We start from the raw sequence: 24206 nt of genomic DNA on the forward strand, positions 1-24206 counted from the left end.
TAGTTTTCTTACCTTTACATAAGCAAAGTAAGGCTAATGAATAGAAAAGAATTTTTAACAAAGCTGGGGTTAACCTCTTTTGGGTTGCTTATAGGGAGATCCATGATAGGCAAACAACTATTGTTACCTACCTATATGAATGGAGGGTATTTTACAAATATACTTGTAGGAACAGGCTATGGTAATGCAGTTGTGGCAGAGAGATTGGCTAAGGCTGGGCATCAAGTTTTGATGATTGAAATGGGGCTAGACTGGGAGGGCTATAAACTCAAAAATCCACATTTTAAATTTTATAAAATGACCTCTCCAGGTAAAGAATCTACTTGGATGAATAAATCCACCCAAGCACCTATTGGACTTGGGAATGTGAATAGTTTTGATAAGTTCACGGGAATTTTAGAGAGAAAAGACTTTGCTAATATTAAAATTTATTTAGGAAAAGGCGTTGGTGGAGGTTCGCTAGTTAATGGGGGAATGACGGTTACACCCAAAAAAGAATATCTGAAAGAAGTCTACGACAAAGTAGGAGTTTCATTACCAGTAGATGAGCTTTATGATACGTATTTTCCTTTGGCTAACCATTCATTGGGGAGAAATTTAGTTCCAGATGATGTTTATAATTCGGAATGGTATACTTTCTCTAGAATGGGGATAGAGGAAGGGGTTAACTCAGGCTTTACACCTGTAATTGTCCCTAATTTGTACGATTTTGATTATATGAGGGACGAAATAGCAGGTAAAGTACCAAGGTCAGCTACTAATGTTGAAGTTATTTATGGTAACAATTATGGCAAGAGAGATCTTACGAAAACTTATCTTAAAAGGGCTTTAGATACGGGTAATGTTACTATTATACCACAGCATAAGGTAGATTATATAGAGGTTCTGCCAAGTGGTGAATACTCTCTAGTAGTAAAACAAATAGATACGCTTGATAGAGAGATTGGTGTAAAAAAGTTTACTTGTGATAAATTGTATCTTGGTGCAGGAAGTCTAGGAACTACAGAGCTACTATTGAAATCTAAAGTGCTTAATAAACTTCCAAATATCAACGATGAGGTTGGTAAATATTGGGGGAATAATGGTAATACGATGGCGAGTAGGTATACGGCTTTTGTTTTAGGGCATCACTCTAGAGGAAATCATCAGTCAACAATGCCTGTGAGAGGTTTGGATAATTTTAATGATGTCAATTATCCTTTTTTTGCAGAAATAGCACCAATGCCTGTATTTGGTACTTATACGGCGTTGTATTTAGTAGTAAATAAAGTCAATAAGTTTGGTTCTATAACTTATGATTTGGACAAACAAAAAATAGCTTTGGATTGGGGTGCTACTCATAATACTCACATGAGAAAAAATGCAGAATATTTTTTGTCTAAAATGAATCAAAATGGTTCTACGGGCTGGTTTAATAATAAATATGTTAATAACACAGTATTGTTGCCAAAGAATGGTGTAGATGAAACAATATGTTATCATCCGTTGGGAGGCTGTGTGTTGGGTAAAGTAACGGATTTACACGGTAGAGTACATGGGTATAACAATTTATATGTTACAGATGGCTCTCTAATACCAGGGAGTTTGGGTGTAAATCCTTATGTTACAATAACAGCATTGTCTGAATATTGTATTGATGCTATTTTAAAGAATGACTATTAGCTACATACAAGTTTCTATTACAATTCTAGAAAACTTGGTTGTGCTTTTTTTATATTTGCAATTCACTTTAGATTAAAAAGTTCGATTTAATGAAAAGAATAAAATACTCACACTTAGTTTTAATCCCTTTATTGTGGTTAACAAGTTGTAAAACAGCAATGTCTGTTTCGGAGGTTAAACCCTACGAAAATATCAGTATAGCCTCATCTATTCCTTCTGATGGAGAGATGGATATGCTAATCCAACCTTACAAAAAGGAAATGGAACGACAGATGAATACCAAAATATCTTACACACCTGTAGAGCTTACGAAAACAGGAGATAATAGTAATTTAGGTGGATTGTTGGCAGATTATACTTACGAAGGAGCCGATGTTTGGTCAAAGCAAAATTTGAAACAAAATGTAGATGCAGCAGTTATCAATATAGGAGGGATTAGATCTACCATAGGAAAAGGTAATATTTTACTTAAACATGTTTTTGAGGTAATGCCTTTTGAAAACGAGGTGGTAATTGTTAAAATGAAAGGAAAAGATTTACTAGGTATGTTTGACTATTATGCCGAGACTCAAAAGAATAATCCTGTATCACATTTGTTTTTAGAGACTAATAAAGGTAAAGTTACCAAAGGTCTTATAAGCGGTAAGGAGTTGGATCTAGGGAAAGATTATTATATCGCTACATCAGATTATCTGGCATTGGGTGGAGATAATATGTGGTTTTTCAGTAAAGGGGAACTGATCTCTACAGGAATCAAACTTAGAGATTTATTCATTGAAAAATTCAAACAAAACCCTGAAGTGAAAGCTCCAAATGATGTAAGATTAATTTTTAATAATTAAAAAACTATGAACCGTAAAGATTTTATAAAAACAATAGGAGGTGGGACTTTAGCACTATCATTAGTACCTAATACTTTCTTGGCTAATACCACGCTATTCAATAGTTCAGATAAAAAAATAACAATTCTTCATACTAATGACCAACACAGTAGAATAGAACCTTTTGATGCTAATTATACAAGAAATCCTAATCAAGGAGGTTTTGCAAGGCGAGCTCATTTGGTAAAAGAAATTAGACAACAGGAACGAAATGTATTGCTATTGGATAGTGGTGATATTTTTCAAGGGACACCTTATTTTAATATGTTTGGTGGAGAGTTAGAGTTTAAACTGATGTCTATGATGGGGTATGATGCCGCTACGATGGGTAACCACGATTTTGATAATGGCTTAGAAGGGTTTTTAAAGGCTTTGCCTAATGCTAAATTTCCGTTTATATGCTCTAACTATGATTTTAAAAACACTATACTAGACGGAAAAACGCAACCGTATAAAATTTTTAATAAAGACGGAATCAGAATTGGGATTTTCGGAGTAGGTATAGAGCTAGAAGGGCTTGTAGGTAAAAAACAGTATAAAGAAACTGTTTGGCATCACCCTGTAGAAATAGCTCAGCAATACGCTGATATGCTTAGAAATGAAAAGAAATGTGATTTGGTAATCTGCTTGTCTCATATTGGGTATTCTTACAAAGGAGAGCATACTAATAAAATATGTGATGTAGAATTGGCTCAAAAAACCGATAATATAGATTTAATTTTAGGAGGACATACGCATACTTTTTTACCAGAACCACAGTCTTTTATCAATAGAAAAGGAAATAAAGTTTTGGTAAATCAAGTAGGTTGGGCTGGTCTATTGTTAGGAAGAATAGACTTCTATTTTGATAGCCAAAAGAAAATTAAAAATATAGCTTGGAACAACCAAGTGATAGATGATAAGATAATGGTTTAAGATGAAGAAAATATTTTCGCTTTTAGTATTTGGTGTGAGCTTTTTAGTATTAGCTCAGGAGAGCAAATGGCAAGATTTGTTTTCATATAACTATATTGTTAAAATAGAACAAGATGGAACAGAGCTTATTACAGCTACTAAAAGCGGTTTATTTTATTATAATGTAGCTTCAGGAGAGATTAGAAAATTGTCAAAAGCTAATGGGCTTCATGAGGTTGGTATTACAGCGTTTGACTATAATCCCGATACTAAAATAGGATTGATAGGCTATGAAACAGGAGCTTTAGATATTGTTACACCTAATGGAGTAACTTTAACTGTAGATATTCCTATAGCAAGAAGCTATCAAGGTTCAAAAAAAATCAATCACATTTTTATAAAAGATAATCTAGCGATAATTTCGGCAGGTTATGGGGTTTCTATCTTTAATTTGGATAAGAAAGAGTTTGGAGAAACCGTGTTTTTTCAGGAGGGAACTAACTTTATTGCTTCTAATGAAGCGTTTGTAAAAGATAATGTAGTATATGCAGCTACTAATCAGGGGTTATACTCACATAAAATTGACCTAGAGTTTCCAATTTATTCTACATGGCAGAAACTTAATGCACTTAATTTATCACAGTCTGATACTAATGGGCAGAATTATTTAGTTGCTACAAAAACAGAGGTTTATTTAGGAGATGCTTTTCAGCGTTTGCCGTATTTTTTTACTGATGTTAAAGATGTGGTATGGCAAGCTAATGGTTTCTTAGTTTGTGATGTAAATAAAATTTATCAGTTTTCTACTGACGGTAGTTTACAAAGCACATATGATTTCTCATCTTACCAGCTTACAACAGGAACTTTATATAATGGGAAGTTATTTGCAGGAAGTGCTTTTTCAGGTATTCTAGATCAAAATTATACTAGTGTAAAACCTGACGGACCGTACAGTAATATAGCTTCTAAAATGACTCTTGTTGATGATAAAATATGGGTAGCTACGGGTAAAAAGGGGAGTTATTATCAGGCAATTTATGATAATAATTTAGGATATTATTACTACAACGGAACACATTGGGAGTATCCACAATATTTTTTAGATAATCCACAATTAGCCTTTAATATTTTAGATGTTGCTGTTAACCCTTCTAACTTAAGCGAAATCTATTTTACCAATTATGCCCAAAGAGATTCTAAAGGTGTTTATAAAATGATTGATAACAAGTTTTCAAGAGTTTTTAACACTTCTAGTGCTCAGTGGTATAATGTTCCAGAGTATCTAGCCTTTGATAAAAATAATAATCTCTTTGCTACTTTTTCCTTTTTTGAAGGAGATGTAAATTTCGTGGGAATGTACTTTATTTCACAAGATGGTTCTAGATTTGAAACTATAAAAACAGCAAATATCAAACAAAATTCCTCTGGTATATTAGCATTTAATGATAGACTTTTCATAGGTGGACCTAGAGTATCAGAGGGTGGTCTGTTAATTTATTATTTTAATAACACGCCTACTCGTTTTGATGATGATTTAAAACAAATTTTGAGAGTTGAAGAAGGTTTGCCTTCAGCATCAGTAACAGCTATGGCGATGGATAAAAACAATAGTCTATGGTTAGGTTCTACAACCGGACTTAGAATTCTTCCGAGTGCCTTGAGCGATTTGTACGGAACTAAAGTAAAAGTAAGTCCTATAGTTATTACTCAAAATGGCATAGCGGAAGAACTTTTTAAAGATGCAGAAATTTTGAGTATAGCGGTAGATTCTGGTAATAATAAATGGGTATCTGTAAATGGAGGAGGTGTGTTCTTTCTAAGTGCTGATGGACAGAAGGTTTACAATCATTTTACCAAAGCTAATTCTCCTCTTCCTTCGGACGAAGTTACAGATATTAAAATAAACGATAAAACAGGACAGGTTTATTTTGCAACTAGTAATGGTATAGTGGTTTATAAAGGCGATGTAGCTAATGTAACCTCAAAATTTGGGGAAGTAGTAGTTTATCCTAACCCTGTGGTTTATAGCCAATTTAAGGGAAGTGTGAAAATAAAAGGACTGGCTGAAAAAACCAATATTCGTATTACAGATGCTGCGGGTAATTCAATTCATCAAGCGGTTTCTAGAAACGGTTATTACGAGTGGAATTTACAAAATCAAAGAGGTTCTCGTGTGGCTTCAGGAATTTATTTTGTATTGATGACTAATGAAGACGGCACAGATAAAGCAACAGCGAAAATAGCAGTGGTTAATTAAATACACTAAAATTGCAATCTTTACAAGGGTTTATACTATCTTATACTAAATATAACGACTCTGGAGCTGTGCTTCGTATTTTAGAAAGAGAAGCGGGTATTCAGTCTTACTTTGTTAAGAATATTTATCTAGCTCGGAATAAGCAGAAAGTGTATCTTATGCCTTTAATAGGGGTGGATTTTAATGTTTCCAAAACTAAAAGTGGAGCATTACCATTGGTAAACCAAATTTCTCTTTCAGAAATATCAAAGATGATAGATTTCACTTTGGTTAATAATGCTCAAATGACTCTTTTAGCAGAGTTTATTCTAAAAACTGTTCCTTATGAAGTTGTGGAAGATAGTCTTTATAAGTGTGTGGAAGAGTTTTATATCAATATGGACAATAAAAACGCACTGATATTTTCCATTTATTCCATAATAAAGAATATTGGTTATGGATTTTTATTTACAGAAGGTACTTTCTTTGATTTAAAAAATGGATGTTTTCAAGAGGTGGAGAATGAGTTTACTGTCAATAGACCTTTGTCGGATATATTAAAAAATATAGAAAGCTTGATGTTTGTTAAAACTCCGATAGATGCTAGTGAAAGGAGAGATATAATAGATGTTCTAATGAGATATTGTAAGTATCATATTCCTGAATTTAGTGAGCCTAAATCGTTGGATATTTTTAGAGAGGTTTTTTAAACCAAGAGGTAATCATAAAAATAAAAAAAAGGATGATAAATTATCATCCTTTTCTAAGTAGTAGCGGGGACACGACTCGAACGTGCGACCTCAGGGTTATGAGCCCTGCGAGCTACCTACTGCTCCACCCCGCGATATTGTGGTGCAAATATACGACGATTTTTTTATTTACCAAAAAAATAGAGTTGAAATATTTTTATTTTTTGTAACTAATTGATTAGTAGTTTTATTTTTTTGTATTCTTACTTAATTACTGATAGAGAAGAGGTGGTTAAAGCTTTTTAGGTCTACTCGCATAAAGTGCTAAACTCCCAAAAAAGCCACCTAAGAGAAAACCTACCATTGCTCCGTAAATAATATCTAGTGGATAATGAACTCCTAAATAAATTCTACTATAAGCTACAAAAGATGCCCAAGCAAACACCATTAAACCGAAAAATCTAATCTTTTTTGAAAAAAGAAGATTCATAAAAGAAGCTATAAAGAAGCTGTTAGAAGCGTGTGCTGAATAAAAACCAAAAGGCCCACCGCATTTTACTTCTCTTACTAATCCCTCTAAGAGTGGTTCATGACACGGACGAAATCTATGAACTCCTATTTTAAAAATATTAGCAATCTGGTCGGAAGTAATAATTCCTAGAGTAATAAATAGAAGGATATAAATGACTTTTTTCTTCTCGTAGTTTTTTATTATGAGATATAAAAATATAAAATAGAGAGGCAACCAAGTAAGTTTGCCTGATACCATAACCCAAAAGGTGTCAAAATAGGTATTACCTAATCCATTTAGATAAAGAAAGAGAGATTGGTCAAGCTCTATGATTTTGTGCATATTACTCTATCTGCTTACAGGCCCTTCGTGAGCGTCGTCTAGTTGTGATACACTAGGTTTTTTATCTAGATTTACAATATCGTTGGTCGCTTCGGTAAGGTCTTTCTTAATATCGTTCAAAGGATTTATCTCCTGTACGGATTGTTTTACCTGCTCAATTTCCTTTTTTATTTCAGAGACAGGGTTGTCCGTCTCCTTCATTATTTCGGTTTTGATGTCCTCCATTGCAGACTTCATCTTTCTAACACCTTCACCTAACCCACGAGCTATTTCTGGGATCTTTTTAGGTCCAAAAAGCACTAATACTACTAGTACTATTACTAACATTTCACTAAAACTAAAATCCATTCTGCTAAATTACAAATAAAAGTATGAAACGAAAAAATTATTTTTTATTTTTATAAAATCCACGATAAACTATATAGGTGCTAACACTCATCAAAATAAATCCAACAAAGAAAGGAGCACCAGCAAACCTAAAAGGTGCATCATTATGGGTGAAATAGTAAAAAATATTTGTCATCAATGGTGGACCAATAATACTCGTGAGGCTAATGATACTGGTGAGCGCTCCTTGTAGATCGCCTTGTTCACTGGCAGAAACTTTTGTGGAAATAACAGATTGTAATGAAGGTCCTGCAATCCCTCCGAGACAATAAATCCCAAGAATGGCAAACATCATCCAACTGCTTCCTGCAAATGAAAAGAGTAGCATTCCTATACTGTACATACCAATGCCATAGAAAATACTTCTTTCATTACCTATTTTAGGATTTATTTTTCTAAGTATAACGCCTTGTACCAAAGCTGTTAATCCACCCATTACCCCGAGTGAAATTCCTACGATTGTTTCATTCCAGCTAAATCTGTAAATGCCAAAATAAGCCCAGTTGGTCTGTACTGCGTGAGAGGCAATGTAAACTAAAAACCAAGCTAAGATAAGGCTATATAATTCGGGGTGTTTTCTTAATTGTAGGAGAGAACCTATAGGGTTGGCTCTTTTCCAATTAAATTTTCGTCTGTGTTCTTTAGAAAGACTTTCGGGAAGTATAAAAAAGCCATATATGAAATTTATAAGACAAAGAATGCCTGCAGCCAAAAAGGGAATCCTAGCTCCAAATTGTCCCAAAATTCCACCAAGTACAGGACCAATAATGAAACCAAGTCCAAATGCAGCTCCAATAATACCAAAATTTTTTGAGCGGTCTTGTTCGGTGCTAATGTCTGCAATATAAGCACTAGCAGTTGTGATACTGGCTCCTGTGATACCAGACAGAAGTCGTCCTACAAACAACCACAAAATACTGGGAGCCCACGCTTGTAGAAAAAAGTTTGCTGAAAAACCTAATAGGGAGAATAGGATAACAGGACGTCGTCCAAATTGGTCACTCAAATTACCTAATACTGGAGCAAAAATAAATTGCATAACCGCATAAGCGAAACTCAACCACCCTCCATACTTAGAAGCAAGACTAATATCTCCATTGATGAGTTCCTCTATCAATTTGGGTACTACTGGTATAATGATGCCCCAGCCTGTAATGTCTATAAGGAGAGTAATAAAAATAAAACTGATAGCTGCAGACTTATGAGGCTTTTCCATATTATCAAAATAAGGGGCAAAATTAAATAAAAATTGCCATCAAAAATCAAAATGTAATGGTTATTATTTTAAGTAGGTGTTTGTGTTGAATTATTTTTTTTGGAATCATTGTGTAATAGACTATTTTTGTCGAATGAAATATTCGCGTCAAATTTTACTATCTATTCTAGTATATTGTATAGTAGTTGTTTTTGGTATTCTTGGACAATCTCTATTGTTTCAATATCCGTTGTCGTTACATTTTTTGATTGCTTTTCTACATTTTTTAGGTCTTATAACGGTAGGAGGGGTTGGTCTGTTTAAAAAGGATATTATGGGATTTGTCTACATGGCATTTATGATACTGAAAATGGGTGCTTTTTTATATCTTTTTTATGTTTTTCCTGACCTGAAAAAACAACTTATGGTATCTGTGGGGCTTTATTTTTTCTATCTTTTAATAGAAACAGTTTTGATAATCAGTCTAATTTCTAAAAATCTTAAAAGCCAACAAAAATCATGAAATTTTAATTTTTTTTAATTTGAAAATATAAAATCAATTTCCTACTTTTGCAGAAATTATAAACTGAAGAAAATGCACTTCAAGAGAGTTATTTTATTGTTGACCATTTTTATCATGGGTTGGGCTAACGCCTCTACCGAGACTAAACAACCTGGAGAGAAGTATAATCCAGTTCCAGACATTATGCATCACATCTCAGACTCCCACAGTTGGCATCTTTGGGGAGAGGGAGATAAAAGTATCGGGTTTTCTTTACCTGTAATACTTTGGGATAATGGATTGAAGATTTTTTCTTCATCTCATTTTGGTCATCATGAGGATGAGGTAGCTCAAGTAGATGGTAACTACTATAAGTTATACCATAACAAAATATACAAAACTGATGCCAATGGTACTTTAGAGATGCATGATGGGCATCCTTCCAATGAAAGACCATTGGATTTTTCTATAACTAAAAATGTAGCACAAACTTTATTAGCTGCAGTTTTACTAATTATTTTAGCTTTTGCTACTAAGTCTAGCTATACTTCTAATGGAGTTCCTAGAGGGATAGCTAAATTTTTGGAGCCTTTAGTGCTTTTCGTGAGAGATGATATTGCTTTAGAAAATATTGGGACTAAAAAGTATCTAAAGTACACACCATATTTAGTAACGCTATTCTTATTTATATGGATTGTTAACTTACTTGGGCTTATCCCAGGTGCAGCCAATGTTTCAGGTAATATTGCCTTTACAATGGTGTTGGCAGTTCTTACATTTATTATAGTAACATTTAGTGGTAAAAAGACTTATTGGTCGCACATATTTGACCCACTAGGGAACAATATGCCATGGGCAGGTAAAGCTTTAGTTTATGTTATCTTGGTGCCAGTGGAGATTTTGGGTATGTTTACTAAGCCTTTTGCGTTGATGATTCGTCTTTTTGCGAATATGACGGCAGGGCACATCGTAATCTTGAGTTTAATTTCCCTTATATTCATTATGGAAACTTATGCTATTGCACCAGTTTCTATCATGCTAACTCTTTTTATAAACACATTAGAGTTATTGGTAGCAGCTTTGCAGGCATATATCTTTACACTGCTTACAGCTCTATTTATAGGAATGGCGGTAGAAGAAGGACATCATTAAAATTAAGTTAAAGAAAATAAAAAATAATTAATATCAACCTTTTAAATTTAAAGTTATGACAGGTAGTATCGCAGCAATCGGAGCTGGTTTAGCAGTTCTAGGTGTAGGATTAGGAATTGGTAAAATTGGTGGTCACGCAATGGACGCTATTGCTAGACAGCCAGAACAATCAGGAAAAATCCAAACTGCAATGATTATCGCAGCGGCTCTTATCGAGGGTGCTGGTCTATTCGGTATCGTAGTAGCATTACTAGGAAACGGATAATCTAAAAACTGAAAAGCGTACAGACGGTTGGTCTGTCGCTTTTCTTTTGATTTTAAGAAAAATTAAATAACAATATAAATTAATATCTTAAATAATATGGATTTATTAATTCCTTCAGAAGGTAACCTTATATGGTCTTTAGTGGTTTTCCTTATTTTAGTACTTTTACTATCTAAGTTTGCATGGAAACCTATCCTTAAAACGGTTAATGATAGAGAGACTTCTATTGTAGATGCTTTGAACCAAGCAAAATTAGCTAAAAAGGAGATGGAAGATTTAAAAGCGGATAATGAGAGAATTATTCGTGACGCTAAGGTAGAAAGAGATGCTATACTAAAAGAAGCTAGAGAGATTAAGGATAGAATTGTAAATGAAGCTAAAGAGGTAGCTAAAGTAGAAGGTGATAAAATGATTGCGGCTGCGAAGCAATCAATAGCAGCAGAGAAATCTGCGGCTATGGCTGATATTAAAAACCAAGTGGGTGCTTTATCTCTAAGTATAGCTGAAACTATTCTTAAACAAAAATTAGATAATACTGAAGCTCAAAATGCTTTAGTAGAGAACATGTTGAATAAATCTAATCTTAACTAAAAATGAGAACATCTAAAGTAGCCAAAAGATATGCTAAGGGTCTTTTGGATTTTGCCCAAGAGTCTCAGCAAACCTCTACTGTGTTTTCTGATATGAAAGCCGTAGTTAAGATTATGAGTGAGAGTAAAGAACTTAACCGTTTTTTACAAACGCCTTTCATTGACTATAAGAAAAAAATAGCGGTAGCTAAAGAAATTTTTAAAGGACTTAGTGCAACTAGTCAAAATTTAATTTCATTAGTTATCCGTCAAGGTAGAGAAGCTCAGCTTAAGTTTATAGCACAAGACTTTATAGATAAAGTAGAAGATATCAACGGAGTACAAAGAATTACTTTGACAACTGCGGCTTCTCTTTCTCAAGAAAATATTGATAAAATATTAAAATCATCTAGTCTTGTGAATTCTGGAGCATCTTATGATTTAAAAATCAATGTAAATCCAGATTTATTAGGTGGGTATGTTTTGAGGGTAGGAGACCAACAGCTAGATACCTCAGTAAGAACTAAGTTGGCTCAGATGAAAAAAGAATTTCAGTTGAATTAAGAAAAAATAACCATACAATGGCAGAAATAAATCCAGCAGAAGTATCTGCAATTTTAAAACAGCAATTAGCAAATTTTGATACTCAATCTAATGTTGAGGAGGTAGGTACAGTGCTTCAAATAGGAGACGGTATTGCTCGTGTATATGGACTAGAAAATGTACAATACGGTGAGCTTGTTAAATTTGAAAGTGGTATTGAAGGAATTGTATTAAACTTAGAAGAAGATAATGTAGGGGTTGCTCTACTAGGAGAGTCTAAACAAGTAAAAGAAGGGGATACTGTTAAAAGAACTAACAGAATTTCTTCTATCAAAGTAGGAGAGGGTATGTTAGGAAGAGTTGTAGATACTCTAGGTAACCCTATAGATGGTAAAGGTCCTATCGGAGGAGAGCTTTATGAGATGCCTTTGGAAAGAAAAGCTCCAGGGGTTATCTACAGACAGCCAGTTAATGAGCCTTTGCAAACAGGTATCGTAGCGGTAGACTCTATGATTCCTATCGGAAGAGGTCAGAGAGAGCTTATCATTGGTGACCGTCAAACAGGTAAAACTACTGTAGCGATAGACACGATTCTTAACCAAAAAGAGTTTTATGATGCTGGTGAGCCTGTATTCTGTATTTATGTTGCAGTAGGTCAGAAAGGTTCTACTGTAGCACAAATTGTTAAAACATTAGAGGATAAAGGAGCTATGGCTTATACAGTAGTAGTAGCAGCTAATGCTTCAGATCCTTCACCTATGCAGGTATATGCTCCTATGGCAGGTGCTGCTATTGGAGAGTATTTCCGTGATACAGGTCGTCCTGCTCTTATCGTTTATGATGATTTATCTAAGCAAGCAGTAGCTTATCGTGAGCTTTCACTTTTATTAAGAAGACCACCAGGTCGTGAGGCTTATCCAGGGGACGTATTCTATTTACACTCTAGACTTTTAGAAAGAGCTGCTAAGGTAATTGCTGATGATAGTATTGCTAAGCAAATGAACGACCTTCCTGATTCTTTAAAACCAATCGTTAAAGGAGGAGGTTCTCTTACTGCATTACCAATTATTGAAACTCAAGCGGGAGACGTATCTGCTTATATTCCTACTAACGTAATCTCTATTACAGATGGACAGATATTCTTAGAGTCAGATTTATTTAACTCTGGGGTGCGTCCTGCAATCAACGTAGGTATCTCTGTATCAAGGGTAGGAGGTAACGCTCAGATTAAGTCAATGAAAAAAGTATCAGGTACACTTAAGTTAGACCAAGCACAATATAAAGAATTAGAAGCGTTTGCTAAATTCGGTTCTGACCTTGATGCTGCTACTTTAGCGGTAATCACAAAAGGTGAGAAAAATGTGGAAATTCTTAAGCAACCAGTAAACTCTCCACTACCTGTAGATAGCCAAGTGGCGATGATTTACGCGGGTACAGAAAACTTATTGAGAAATGTACCTGTAAATAAGGTTAAAGAGTTCCAAAAAGAATATGTAGAATTCTTGAGATCTAAGTACCCAGATACTATGGCTAAAATTAAGGCTGGTAAAATTGATGATGAAATTACAGGTGTGCTAAGACAAGCTGCTAATGATTTAGCATCTAAGTATAACTAAAAATAACTCATAATTCCGAGTTTAGAGAATATTTAAACTCGGAGTTTTAAATTTTGAATCCATAAAATATGGCAAATTTAAAAGAAATACGAGGGCGAATAACTTCCATCTCTTCTACGATGCAGATTACAAGTGCGATGAAAATGGTTTCCGCTGCGAAGCTAAAGAAAGCACAAGATGCCATCGTGATGTTGAGACCTTATTCTGAAAAGTTACAGGAAATTATTGAGAATGTAAATACAAGTTCAGATGCAGATAAGGTTTCTATCTACGCTAAACAAAGAGAAGTAAAGAGAGTATTGTATATTGCAATATCTTCTAACAGAGGTTTAGCAGGAGCATTCAACTCTTCTATTATTAAAGAGCTTAATGCTCAGTTATCACAAAATTCTGATAAGAAGGTAGAGGTGATTACTATAGGTAAGAAGGTTTATGATGCAGTAAAGAAGATTAAAACTCCATATAGTAATGAAAGCCATATCTTTGATAATCTCAGCTTCGAAGTAGTTGCTAATATTGTTTATGGAGTGATGAAAGATTTCCGTGAGGAGAGATTTGATGAAGTGTATCTTATTTATAACAAATTCTTAAATGCTGCTACCCAAACAGTACAAACGGAAAAACTTTTGCCTATAGCAATTAAGGATTCTGAAGAAGGTGATAAAGCTATAGAGACTGATTATCTTTTCGAACCAAATAGAAATGAGATTTTAGATGTACTTATCCCTAAGTCTATAAAAACTCAAGTTTATAAAGCTGTTTTAGATTCTATCGCTTCAGAACACGGGGCTAGAATGACAGCAATGCATAAGGCAACAGATAACGCCCAAGCTCTTAAGAATGAACTAGTAATTTACTATAATAAAGCACGTCAGGCAGCTATTACTAATGAGATTTTAGAGATTGTTTCTGGTGCTGAGGCTCTTAAGAACGGATAATAATCAGTTTAAAATAAATAATAAAAAGGTATTAGAAATTTTTCTAGTACCTTTTTTATATTATATGATGTTACAAATACAATATTGCTGAAAATTATAGAGATTATATATTGTTGTTAAAAAAATATTTATCTTTGCATATCACTATAATTTATAAAATTAAATGGATCCCGACAGTATAGTCAAAATTTTTATCGCAATTTTTTTAGTTCTACTAAATGGCTTTTTCGTAGCCGCAGAGTTCTCAATAGTTAAAGTACGCTATTCTCAAATTCAAATTAAAGCTGCCGAAGGTAATGCTATGGCAAAGCAGGCAGAAGACATTATCAAAAACTTAGATGCCTATCTTTCTGCTACACAGCTGGGTATTACTTTAGCCTCTTTAGCGTTAGGTTGGGTGGGAGAAAGTGCACTTCATCACATTATAGAAGGCTTGTTTAAGTACTTTAGTATCAGTGTAGATACTACTACGGTTACCACGGTGTCTTTGGTGCTTAGTTTCCTTATTATTACCGTGATGCATATAGTATTTGGAGAGTTGGTTCCTAAATCTATAGCGATACGAAAGGCAGAAGAAACTACTTTGTTCATTGCGGCACCGCTCAAATTGTTCTATAATATTTTTAGACCATTTATATGGTTGATGAACTCTATTTCTAATGCTTTTTTAAGATTGATAAAGATAAATCCTGCCTCAGAGCATGAAATACATTCTACTGAAGAATTACAGCTTCTAGTAAAGCAAAGTGCTGATGGTGGTGAGATAGAAGAGGAAAATTACGAAATTATAAAGAACGCTTTTGATTTTACGGACCATTCTGCAAAGCAGATTATGGTGCCACGCCAGAATATTTTATCTATTGATATAGAAACTTCGATAGATGAAATTATAGAAATTATAATGGAAAGTGGTTACTCTCGTATTCCTGTCTATGAAGGTTCTATAGATAATGTGATAGGTATATTTTATACCAAAGAAATTATTAGAAACTATATTAAAACCAAAGGAGAGCTTACTCATGAAGATTTGAGAGGTTTTTTAAGAGAGGCTTATTTTGTAGTTGGAAGTAAAAAGATTTCTGACTTATTGAAGAGTTTTCAGCTTAAAAAACAGCATATTGCTATTGTGATAGATGAGTTTGGAGGTACAGAAGGTATTATCACACTAGAGGATATATTGGAAGAATTGGTGGGAGAGATACAAGATGAGGAAGATGAAGAAGAAAAGATAGTAGATAAAATAGGAGAAAATACGTATTGGGTTAAAGCCACACAACCACTCGAAGAAATTAACGATTTTCTACCAAAGCCATTGCCTGAAGAGGGTGAATTTAACACTTTAGCAGGTTTTATACTTCATCGTTTGGAAGAAATTCCAGAGGAAAATCAAGAGTTTGATTTTGAAAATTACCGTTTTAAAATACTGAAAATGAATAATAAAAGTGTAGAAATGGTAGAGCTTACCTATGATGATAGCTTTTTGGGAGAATCGGGGGAAGGTACTAATGCTAACTAATAGCTATTTCAAACTATGAAAATGGTTTTTCAAAATATCCCTAATAAAGAGAACGAAGAAGAGGTTAGCGTCTTGTCTTCCACGGAAGCGATGCATAAACTTGTATTGCATAATGATGATTTTAACACCTTTGATTTCGTTATAGAATCTCTTATAGAAGTATGCGCTCATACATTAGAACAGGCAGAACAATGTACATTCTTGGTACATTATAAAGGCAAATGTACTGTGAAAACAGGTGATTTAGAACTGATTGAACCTATGCACAAAAAACTACTTTTAAGAGGGCTATCTAGTGAAATAATCTAAAAATAATCTCATGCGTTGGTTGAAGTTTGTTTTAGTTTTAGGGGTGCTGTTGGCAGGTGTTTACGCGGTCTCCATGTTGTTTGTTGATGAGAGCAAATCCTTTAAAGTAGAAAGAGAGATTGATTATCCCATAGATAAAGTTTATCCACAATTTAGTAACTTTCAGAATCTTACCAGGTGGTATCAGTACTTTACCCAAAATCCTAAATTGAAATTCGAATATTTTCTACCTTATGAAGGGCAGGGAAGTTCTATGAACTTTGTAGATGCTAAAGAAGGGGTGGGAATGGTATTTATTAGATATGAAAACTTTGAAAAAACTCTGAGATACGAGTTTTTTGATGCGGATACTAATGCACCTCTCAAAGTAGATATTAAATTTTTGCCAAAGGGAGAAAAAACGAGATTGATATGGATGGTAACCACACCAAAGAAAGCACTTCTAGATCGTTATGTTAATCTGTTTTCAGTAGAAAATTTTGAGGGAATGGTAGATGAGAGTCTTCGGAATTTAAAAGCGGTATTGAGTAATAAGGTGGATAAAATGGAAGTTTTAACCAATATCAAATATGATAGCCTTATGGTAGAAAATCAAGAAGCAGCCATTTTAGTAGGAATAAATGCCAATACTCAGAATAAAAACAAAACTATTTATTTTAAAGATTTAGTTAAAAATCATCATAAGGTGGTTAATTTTGTGATTAATGACTTGGGTAAAAAAGAAGATGAGTTTGGTTTTCCTATGCTCATCACTCAAGCCAAAAGTTACAAGGATAAAGAGGTAAGCTATTTTTATGGAATATCGTTGTCTAAAAAATCGGAGATTACAGATAACAACTTTACTTATCATATGCAGGAGGCTTCTAGATTGTATGTGATGTATTATAAGGGAGATTATGCTAATAGAGTTTCGGTTATCAATAAGTTATTAAAAAAAGCAGAGGAAGACAGTTTAAGGACTGGTAAATTGCAAGAGGTCTTTATAGAAACACCTGTAGAGAATAAACCAGTATTGCTAAAAATAGCATTACCAGTATCGTCTTAAGAAACATGAAGGAAAAAATAAACTTTGATTATTGGAGTTTTCCGAATCGTTTTTTTTTAATAAATTTGTGCATCATATAAAAAGTTAAATTAAAAAACAGATAAATCTGTCATAATGGATAAATTTTCATTCTTAAATGCAACACATGCTGATTTTATAGATAGCATGTACCAGCAGTACTTAAAATACCCAGATAGTTTAGAGCCATCTTGGAAAGCTTTTTTTCAAGGGTTTGATTTTGCTCTAGAAAATTTTGGTGAAGACGATTCTTTTACAGAAAGAGTAGGTGCGTCTTCTTTATCTCAGCAAGTAGGTGTTCCAGATGATATTATAAAGGAGTTTAAAGTTCTTAACTTAATAGAGGCTTATAGAACTAGAGGGCATTTGTTTACTAGAACTAACCCAGTTAGAGAGAGAAGAACTTATCTTCCTGATTTATCTATAGAGAACTTTGGGTTATCAAAGTCAGATTTAGATACTAAATTTAACTCTGCTACAGAAACAGGAATGCTGGGAGCAGCTACTTTGACAGACATTATTCGTCATTTAGACCAAATCTACTGCGATTCTATTGGTATAGAATATATGCATATTCGTGAGGTAGAGGAGAAAGAATTTATTCGCCAGTGGATTTCTAAGAATGAAAATCACCCAGAACTTTCGGCAGACGAAAAAATACAGATTTTATCTAAGCTCAATCAAGCGGTAGCATTTGAAAACTATCTTCATACTAAATTCGTAGGGCAGAAGAGGTTTTCACTGGAAGGTGGAGAGTCTTTAATTCCTGCTTTAGATCAACTTATTAGTCGTTCGTCAAAACACGGTGTAGATGAAGTAGTTTTAGGTATGGCACATAGAGGAAGGCTTAATGTATTAACCAACATTTTTGGAAAATCATACAAGCAAATCTTCTCTGAATTTGAAGGTAAAGAGTTTGAGGAAGATGTATTTTCTGGAGATGTTAAGTATCACTTAGGTTCTACTACGAAAATAAAAACGGCTGCAGGGGAAGAGGTAATTATCAATTTAACGCCTAACCCGTCTCACTTAGAAACTGTAGCTTCTTTAGTGCAAGGTATTTCTAGAGCTAAAATAGACCATACTTATAGTAATAATTTCAAGAAAGTATTGCCTATTGTTATCCATGGAGATGCAGCTATTGCAGGACAAGGAATTGTCTACGAAATTGCACAAATGATGACTTTAGACGGCTACAAGACAGGAGGAACGGTTCATATTGTAGTTAATAATCAGGTAGGATTTACAACCAACTATCTAGATGCGAGGTCTTCTACTTATTGTACGGATATAGCTAAGGTAACAGACTCGCCTGTGATGCATGTAAATGCAGATGATGTAGAGGCTGTGGTACACGCAATTAGATTTGCGGCAGATTATAGAGCGGCGTTTGGCAAAGATGTTTATATAGATTTGTTAGGGTATAGAAAGTATGGACATAACGAAGGTGATGAGCCTCGTTTCACGCAGCCTAAGCTTTATAATACCATAGCGAAACACCCTAATCCTAGAGAAATCTATAAAGTAAAACTAGAGAAAGAAGGAGTGCTTTCTGAAGGAGTATTAAATAGAATGGAAGAGGAGTTTAAAGCTCTTCTTGATAAAGATTTTGATGCTTCTAAAGAAATCCAAAAAAATACTTTAGATGTATTTATGGAGCAGGTTTGGACTAAGTATCTAGACCCTGCAAATAAACAAAAAGTTCTAAAAGCTGTAGAAACTCAATACAATGCTGAACAGCTAAAAGAGTTGGCAGTTAAGATGTCATCTTTGCCTAAAGATAAAGCTTTCATAAGAAAAATTACTAGACTTTTTGAACAAAGGCTAAAAATGATAGAAGATGATAAGCTAGATTGGGCAATGGCAGAACTTTTAGCTTATGCTACGCTTCTTGCAGAGGGGTACAATGTAAGAATCTCTGGAGAAGATGTAGAGAGAGGTACTTTCTCTCACCGTCATGCTGTGGTAAAAACAGAAGATGCAGAGGAGGAATATGTACCATTACAACATATCAACGAAAATCAGCAGTTTCATATCTATAACTCGTTGTTATCGGAGTACGCTGTTTTAGGGTTTGATTATGGTTATGCTATGGCATCACCTGAAACCTTAACTATTTGGGAAGCTCAGTTTGGAGATTTCGTGAATGGAGCTCAAATTATTGTAGACCAATACTTGGTAGCTGCAGAAGAAAAATGGAAACTCCAAAATGGTTTGGTAATGCTATTACCTCACGGTTCTGAAGGACAAGGTGCAGAACACTCTTCGGCTAGGTTAGAGAGATTTTTAACGCTTTGTGCTAATAATAATATTTTTGTAGCCAACTGTACAGTCCCTGCCAATTACTTCCATTTATTGAGAAGACAAATGAAGTTTCCGTTTAGAAAACCATTAGTGGTAATGACGCCTAAGTCGTTACTAAGACACCCTAAGGTTATTTCTTCTATGGAAGAATTAGCAAACGGAAGTTTCCAACCAGTAATTGATGATGCTACAGCAGATGTTTCTAAGGTGGAGAGACTGGTAATGTGCTCTGGTAAGGTTTACTACGATTTATTGGCTAAAAAAGAAGAGTTAGGAGATGAGAAAGTCGCTTTAGTAAGATTGGAGCAGTTGTATCCTTTGAATTCAGAGAAGATAGAGGCTGTATTGTCTAAATATTCTAACAGAAAAGATTTTGTTTGGGTTCAAGAAGAACCAGAGAACATGGGTGCATGGTCTTATATTTTGAGGAATTTCCGCAAGTACGATGTACAAATAATTGCACCAGTACCTAGTGGAACGCCAGCACCAGGTAGCCATAAGAAGTATGAGATTAACCAAACTAATGTAATTAACCAAACATTTGGTATCTAGAAATAGAGTAATATTAAAAATAAAAATCAACGAATAATAAAAAAATACCCCAATATGTCAATATTAGAAATGAAAGTTCCCTCTCCGGGAGAGTCTATTACAGAAGTAGAAATTGCTACTTGGTTAGTTCAAGATGGTGATTATGTAGAAAAAGATCAGCCTATCGCAGAAGTAGATTCTGATAAGGCAACGCTAGAACTTCCTGCTGAAGAAAGTGGTATCATTACGTTAAAAGCAGAGGAAGGTGATGTAGTAGAAGTAGGACAAGTGGTTTGTCTAATTGATATGAGTGCGGCTAAACCAGAAGGTGGTGCAGCTAAGCAAGAGACTACTAAAGTAGAAGAAAAGAAAGAAGAAGTTAAGGCGGAAGCTCCAAAACAAGAAGTTTCTTCTGCAACTTATGCTACGGGAACACCGTCTCCTGCAGCTAAAAAAATTCTAGATGAAAAAGGGGTAGATGCATCTCAAGTAAAAGGAACAGGTAGAGATGGTAGAATTACTAAAGAAGATGCAGAACAGGCTTCTGTACCGGCTATGGGTTCTGTATTTGCTACCAATGGTTCTAGATCTTCTAAAACAACTAAACTATCTTCATTGAGGAGAAAATTAGCTCAGCGTTTAGTTTCTGTTAAAAATGAAACGGCTATGCTTACTACTTTCAATGAGGTAGATATGAGTGAAATTTTCAGAATTAGAAAACAATATAAAGATGAGTTTGCTGCAAAACACGGTGTAGGTTTAGGCTTTATGTCTTTCTTTACAAAGGCAGTTACTAGAGCTCTACAAATGTATCCAGAGGTAAACTCTATGATAGACGGTAATCAAATGATTACTTACGATTTCTGTGATGTTTCTGTGGCGGTATCTGGTCCTAAAGGGCTTATGGTACCTGTACTTAGAAATGCAGAAACAATGTCTTTCCGTGGTGTAGAGGCTAGCATTAAGGAACTAGCAGAGAAGGCAAGAAACGGAAAAATTACAGTAGATGAAATGACAGGAGGAACTTTCACTATTACTAATGGTGGGGTATTTGGGTCTATGCTTTCAACACCGATTATCAATCCGCCTCAATCTGCAATTTTAGGAATGCACAACATTATCCAAAGACCAGTGGCAGTAGATGGGCAAGTGGTTATTCGTCCAATGATGTATCTAGCGTTATCTTATGACCACAGAATTATAGATGGAAGAGAGTCTGTAGGTTTCTTAGTAGCGGTAAAAGAAGCTATTGATAACCCTGTGGAGCACTTGCTAGGAGGTGATGAGAGAAGAGGATTAGAGCTTTAATCAATCACATTAAAATAATTTAAAAACTCCCACTCAATTCTTTTTGGGTAGGAGTTTTTTATTATTACTTGTAGGGGGAATAGTTGTAATTAAAATCTTTAAATTTGTATCTTTAAATTTAGACTTTGTGGAGACAAGAGAGAAAATAATCATCATAGGAGGCGGTTTTGCTGGGTTGCAACTCGCAAGAAAACTCAATGGTAAAAGGAAAAAAGTAATGGTGATAGATAAGGTAAATCATCACATGTTTCAGCCGTTATTTTATCAGGTGGCGTGTGGGAGGATAGAGCCTTCTAACATCTCGTTTCCGTTTAGAAAGATATTCCAAAAGTCTAAAAATATACAATATAGAATGACGGAGGTTACTAAAATACTTCCTGAAGAAAATAAAATCATTACAGAAGATTCCGAGTTTTCTTATGATAAACTGATTATAGCCACAGGATGCAGAACCAATTTTTTTGGTAACGAACAAATGGAGCAACTGAGTTATGGTATGAAAAATACTCAGGAAGCTATCAGTATTAGAAATCATATTTTACTCACTTTTGAGAAACTTATTATAGAAAGAAAGAGGTCTGATGATGGCAATTGGAATATCGTAATTGTAGGGAGTGGTCCTACGGGTGTAGAATTAGCAGGAGCATTTGCGGAAATGAAGGCAAATATTTTACCTAGAGATTATCCTAAGATGAATTTTAATGACTTAGAAATAATCTTAGTGAGTTCTACCAAAAAGCCGCTGGCGCTAATGAGCGAAGAAGCCCAGAATAAATCGGAAGAGTATCTTAATAAGTTGGGGGTTAAATTTATCAGCGATGATAGGGTGGTAAACTACGATGGAAATAAAGTTTATCTAAAAAGTGGTAAAGAAATTCCGTCTAATAATGTGATATGGGCGGCTGGTGTAACAGGAAATATCATTGAAGGATTATCAGAAGAGCAAATCATCAACAATAGATATAGAGTAGACCGCTACAATAGAGTAAAAGGTTATAACAATATATTTGCGATAGGAGATATTGCCTATATGGAAACGCCTAAATATCCTCAAGGGCACCCTCAGGTGGCTAATGTAGCTATAAATCAAGGAAGAAACTTAGGTGATAATCTAAACAAACGCTCCGAAAACGATTGGAAAGAGTACGAATATTTTGATAAAGGCTCTATGGCAACGATAGGGAAACATAGAGCAGTGGTAGATTTACCGTATATGAAGTTTCAAGGCTTTTTTGCATGGTTTTTTTGGATGTTTTTACATTTAATGCTGATTCTTTCGATGAGAAATAAAATCGCTATATTTTTCAACTGGATGTGGAGTTACCTTAATGGAGATTCTTCTTTAAGATTGATTATACTTCCTAACAAAAAAAACAGAACAGAACAATGAGAATAGATATTATAAGTGTAGTACCAGAGCTAATGGAAAGTCCTTTTAAGACTTCTATTCTTAAAAGAGCTATGGAGAAAGGTATTGCAGAAGTCCATTTCCATCATTTAAGAGAGTGGGGCGTAGGTAAACATCGTCAAGTAGATGACGAGCCTTACGGCGGCGGTGCAGGTATGGTAATGATGGTAGAACCGATAGACCTGTGCATTTCTAAACTAAAATCTGAACGAGAGTACGACGAGGTAATTTACCTTACACCTGATGGAGAAACTCTTAATCAAAAAATAGCCAATACACTTTCTATCAAAGAAAATCTTATTCTTTTGTGTGGGCATTATAAAGGTATAGACCAAAGAGTGAGAGATTTACACATTACTAAAGAAATTTCTATTGGAGATTTTGTTTTAACGGGAGGCGAACTTGCAGCTTGTGTCTTGGCAGATGCTGTTATAAGGCTATTGCCAGGTGTTCTTAACGATGAGCAATCGGCTCTTACAGATAGTTTTCAAGACGATTTGTTAGCTCCACCTATTTACACTCGTCCTGAAAATTACAAAGGGCTGAAAGTTCCCGAAGTCTTATTGAGTGGTAATTTTCCTAAAATAGACGATTGGCGTTACGAACAAGCACTACAAATCACTAGAACTAAAAGACCCGATTTGTTAGGAGAAGATTAGAAAAAGGTATGTTTAATGTTTGGATTAAATTTTATGTAAAAAAATGAAAATTTTAAATCAAGTTTTTGTTATCCTAATTTTTGTGTTTTTTTCATGTGAAAATTCTAAGTTAAAACCAGAGGTTTTAGAAGATGATATGAAAGAAAATAATCGTAAATCAAAAGATGATATAAAAATTGGAAATTTATTTTTTGATTACGATCAAATTGAATACTATAAAACCAATATTTCAGAAAGTGATGCATTGGAATTATTAGAAAATCGAGATAACTCAAAACTTAATGAGCTTAAAGTCAAGTTAATTTTAGAGGGTACACCAAAAAATATAGAAGAAGTTAATTTTACAAACCAGTTGAGTCAAATTGGATTTAAGAAGATGGAAATTAAATCTCAGGATTTTTCAAAAATAAACCAAATATTTGTTGAAAAGTCAGAAAGAGATGGAGTTGCCCTTGCTTGTGCACCTATTTATAGAGATATTTTAATTTTTAAGAAAAATAAAAAAATAATAGGATTTGTTAAGATTTGTTTTGACTGCAAGCAATCTGATATTATTGGGACAAAGGCAATTACTAGCAGATTTGGTCAGGGGGATGATTATGAGAAGCTTATGGCGGTACTTAGACTTTATTAGGGCGATGTTATTTTGCAAAATGTTATATTTCAGTTGAGTTTAGATAATTTTTAGAAAAAACATTTAGATTTAGGGAATTGAATATTGTATTT

22 protein-coding genes and 1 tRNA gene are annotated in these 24206 nt (G+C 34.3%); 19 read left to right on the forward strand and 4 right to left on the reverse strand.

From position 1 onward, the window contains the following. Positions 1 to 36: 36 nt before the first annotated feature. The 5 genes from GXW81_RS08340 to GXW81_RS08360 all read left to right on the forward strand — a co-directional run bounded on the left by GXW81_RS08340 (position 37) and on the right by GXW81_RS08360 (position 6383). Complete coding sequence (locus GXW81_RS08340; RefSeq protein WP_161531946.1) at positions 37 to 1662, forward strand: GMC oxidoreductase; 1626 nt, start codon at positions 37 to 39, stop codon at positions 1660 to 1662. A gap of 89 nt (positions 1663 to 1751) precedes the next feature. Beyond that, on the forward strand, positions 1752 to 2504 hold the full coding sequence (locus GXW81_RS08345) for a 5'-nucleotidase C-terminal domain-containing protein (RefSeq protein ID WP_161531947.1): 753 nt from the start codon (positions 1752 to 1754) through the stop codon (positions 2502 to 2504). Between the two features lie 6 nt (positions 2505 to 2510). Next, a complete protein-coding gene (locus tag GXW81_RS08350) occupies positions 2511 to 3458 on the forward strand; it encodes a bifunctional UDP-sugar hydrolase/5'-nucleotidase (RefSeq protein ID WP_161531948.1) in 948 nt (315 codons plus the stop codon). Position 3459: 1 nt separating this feature from the next. Then, a complete protein-coding gene (locus GXW81_RS08355) occupies positions 3460 to 5694 on the forward strand; it encodes a two-component regulator propeller domain-containing protein (RefSeq protein WP_161531949.1) in 2235 nt (744 codons plus the stop codon). An 11-nt stretch (positions 5695 to 5705) separates the two neighbouring features. After that, on the forward strand, positions 5706 to 6383 hold the full coding sequence (locus GXW81_RS08360) for a DNA repair protein RecO (RefSeq protein ID WP_154137006.1): 678 nt from the start codon (positions 5706 to 5708) through the stop codon (positions 6381 to 6383). A gap of 61 nt (positions 6384 to 6444) precedes the next feature. On the opposite strand, the gene GXW81_RS08365 is transcribed toward GXW81_RS08360, so the two are convergent. From GXW81_RS08365 to GXW81_RS08380, 4 genes are all read right to left on the reverse strand, one after another. Further along, positions 6445 to 6517 (reverse strand) — tRNA-Met (locus GXW81_RS08365). A gap of 137 nt (positions 6518 to 6654) precedes the next feature. Continuing rightward, the gene (locus GXW81_RS08370) at positions 6655 to 7215 is read right to left on the reverse strand and encodes a phosphatase PAP2 family protein (RefSeq protein ID WP_154137005.1); all 561 of its coding nucleotides are present in this window, start codon (positions 7213 to 7215) and stop codon (positions 6655 to 6657) included. Between the two features lie 6 nt (positions 7216 to 7221). Next, the gene (locus GXW81_RS08375; protein WP_161531950.1) at positions 7222 to 7563 is read right to left on the reverse strand and encodes a twin-arginine translocase TatA/TatE family subunit; all 342 of its coding nucleotides are present in this window, start codon (positions 7561 to 7563) and stop codon (positions 7222 to 7224) included. Positions 7564 to 7600: 37 nt separating this feature from the next. Beyond that, the gene (locus GXW81_RS08380) at positions 7601 to 8818 is read right to left on the reverse strand and encodes a TCR/Tet family MFS transporter (RefSeq protein WP_161531951.1); all 1218 of its coding nucleotides are present in this window, start codon (positions 8816 to 8818) and stop codon (positions 7601 to 7603) included. Between the two features lie 574 nt (positions 8819 to 9392). Between GXW81_RS08380 and atpB the strand changes: the two genes are divergently transcribed. The 14 genes from atpB to GXW81_RS08455 all read left to right on the forward strand — a co-directional run bounded on the left by atpB (position 9393) and on the right by GXW81_RS08455 (position 24114). Further along, positions 9393 to 10451, forward strand: a complete 1059-nt coding sequence (gene atpB / locus GXW81_RS08390; RefSeq protein ID WP_161531953.1) for a F0F1 ATP synthase subunit A — start codon at positions 9393 to 9395, stop codon at positions 10449 to 10451. Between the two features lie 55 nt (positions 10452 to 10506). Further along, entirely contained in the window at positions 10507 to 10716 is a 210-nt protein-coding gene (gene atpE / locus GXW81_RS08395; protein WP_004919949.1) for an ATP synthase F0 subunit C, read from the forward strand. Between the two features lie 96 nt (positions 10717 to 10812). Continuing rightward, positions 10813 to 11307 (forward strand): F0F1 ATP synthase subunit B, encoded by a 495-nt coding sequence (locus GXW81_RS08400; RefSeq protein WP_161531954.1) that lies wholly within the window; start codon positions 10813 to 10815, stop codon positions 11305 to 11307. A 2-nt stretch (positions 11308 to 11309) separates the two neighbouring features. Further along, complete coding sequence (gene atpH, locus GXW81_RS08405) at positions 11310 to 11849, forward strand: ATP synthase F1 subunit delta (protein WP_161531955.1); 540 nt, start codon at positions 11310 to 11312, stop codon at positions 11847 to 11849. Between the two features lie 17 nt (positions 11850 to 11866). Then, positions 11867 to 13444, forward strand: a complete 1578-nt coding sequence (gene atpA, locus GXW81_RS08410) for a F0F1 ATP synthase subunit alpha (protein ID WP_161531956.1) — start codon at positions 11867 to 11869, stop codon at positions 13442 to 13444. A 68-nt stretch (positions 13445 to 13512) separates the two neighbouring features. Continuing rightward, positions 13513 to 14382: an ATP synthase F1 subunit gamma gene (gene atpG / locus GXW81_RS08415; RefSeq protein ID WP_154137000.1), complete on the forward strand. Its 870-nt coding sequence runs from the start codon at positions 13513 to 13515 to the stop codon at positions 14380 to 14382. Positions 14383 to 14545: 163 nt separating this feature from the next. Beyond that, positions 14546 to 15898 carry a hemolysin family protein gene (locus GXW81_RS08420; protein WP_161531957.1) on the forward strand — a complete coding sequence of 451 codons (1353 nt, stop codon included), beginning with the start codon at positions 14546 to 14548 and terminating at the stop codon, positions 15896 to 15898. Between the two features lie 21 nt (positions 15899 to 15919). Next, positions 15920 to 16207, forward strand: coding sequence for an ATP-dependent Clp protease adaptor ClpS (locus GXW81_RS08425; RefSeq protein ID WP_161531987.1), 288 nt, complete (start codon positions 15920 to 15922; stop codon positions 16205 to 16207). Between the two features lie 10 nt (positions 16208 to 16217). Continuing rightward, positions 16218 to 17252: an SRPBCC family protein gene (locus GXW81_RS08430; RefSeq protein WP_161531958.1), complete on the forward strand. Its 1035-nt coding sequence runs from the start codon at positions 16218 to 16220 to the stop codon at positions 17250 to 17252. 114 nt (positions 17253 to 17366) lie between these two features. Next, positions 17367 to 20126, forward strand: coding sequence for a 2-oxoglutarate dehydrogenase E1 component (locus GXW81_RS08435; RefSeq protein ID WP_161531959.1), 2760 nt, complete (start codon positions 17367 to 17369; stop codon positions 20124 to 20126). A 54-nt stretch (positions 20127 to 20180) separates the two neighbouring features. Continuing rightward, entirely contained in the window at positions 20181 to 21413 is a 1233-nt protein-coding gene (gene odhB / locus GXW81_RS08440) for a 2-oxoglutarate dehydrogenase complex dihydrolipoyllysine-residue succinyltransferase (protein ID WP_161531960.1), read from the forward strand. 43 nt (positions 21414 to 21456) lie between these two features. Further along, positions 21457 to 22803, forward strand: coding sequence for an NAD(P)/FAD-dependent oxidoreductase (locus GXW81_RS08445; RefSeq protein WP_161531961.1), 1347 nt, complete (start codon positions 21457 to 21459; stop codon positions 22801 to 22803). After that, positions 22800 to 23480, forward strand: a complete 681-nt coding sequence (gene trmD, locus GXW81_RS08450) for a tRNA (guanosine(37)-N1)-methyltransferase TrmD (protein WP_004919912.1) — start codon at positions 22800 to 22802, stop codon at positions 23478 to 23480. Before GXW81_RS08445 ends, trmD begins: the two co-directional genes overlap by 4 nt. Positions 23481 to 23523: 43 nt before the next feature. Continuing rightward, positions 23524 to 24114, forward strand: coding sequence for a hypothetical protein (locus GXW81_RS08455; RefSeq protein WP_161531962.1), 591 nt, complete (start codon positions 23524 to 23526; stop codon positions 24112 to 24114). The last annotated feature ends 92 nt before the right edge of the window (positions 24115 to 24206 follow it).

The sequence above is a fragment of the Riemerella anatipestifer genome (assembly GCF_009932355.1).
GTDB lineage: Bacteria > Bacteroidota > Bacteroidia > Flavobacteriales > Weeksellaceae > Riemerella > Riemerella anatipestifer_E.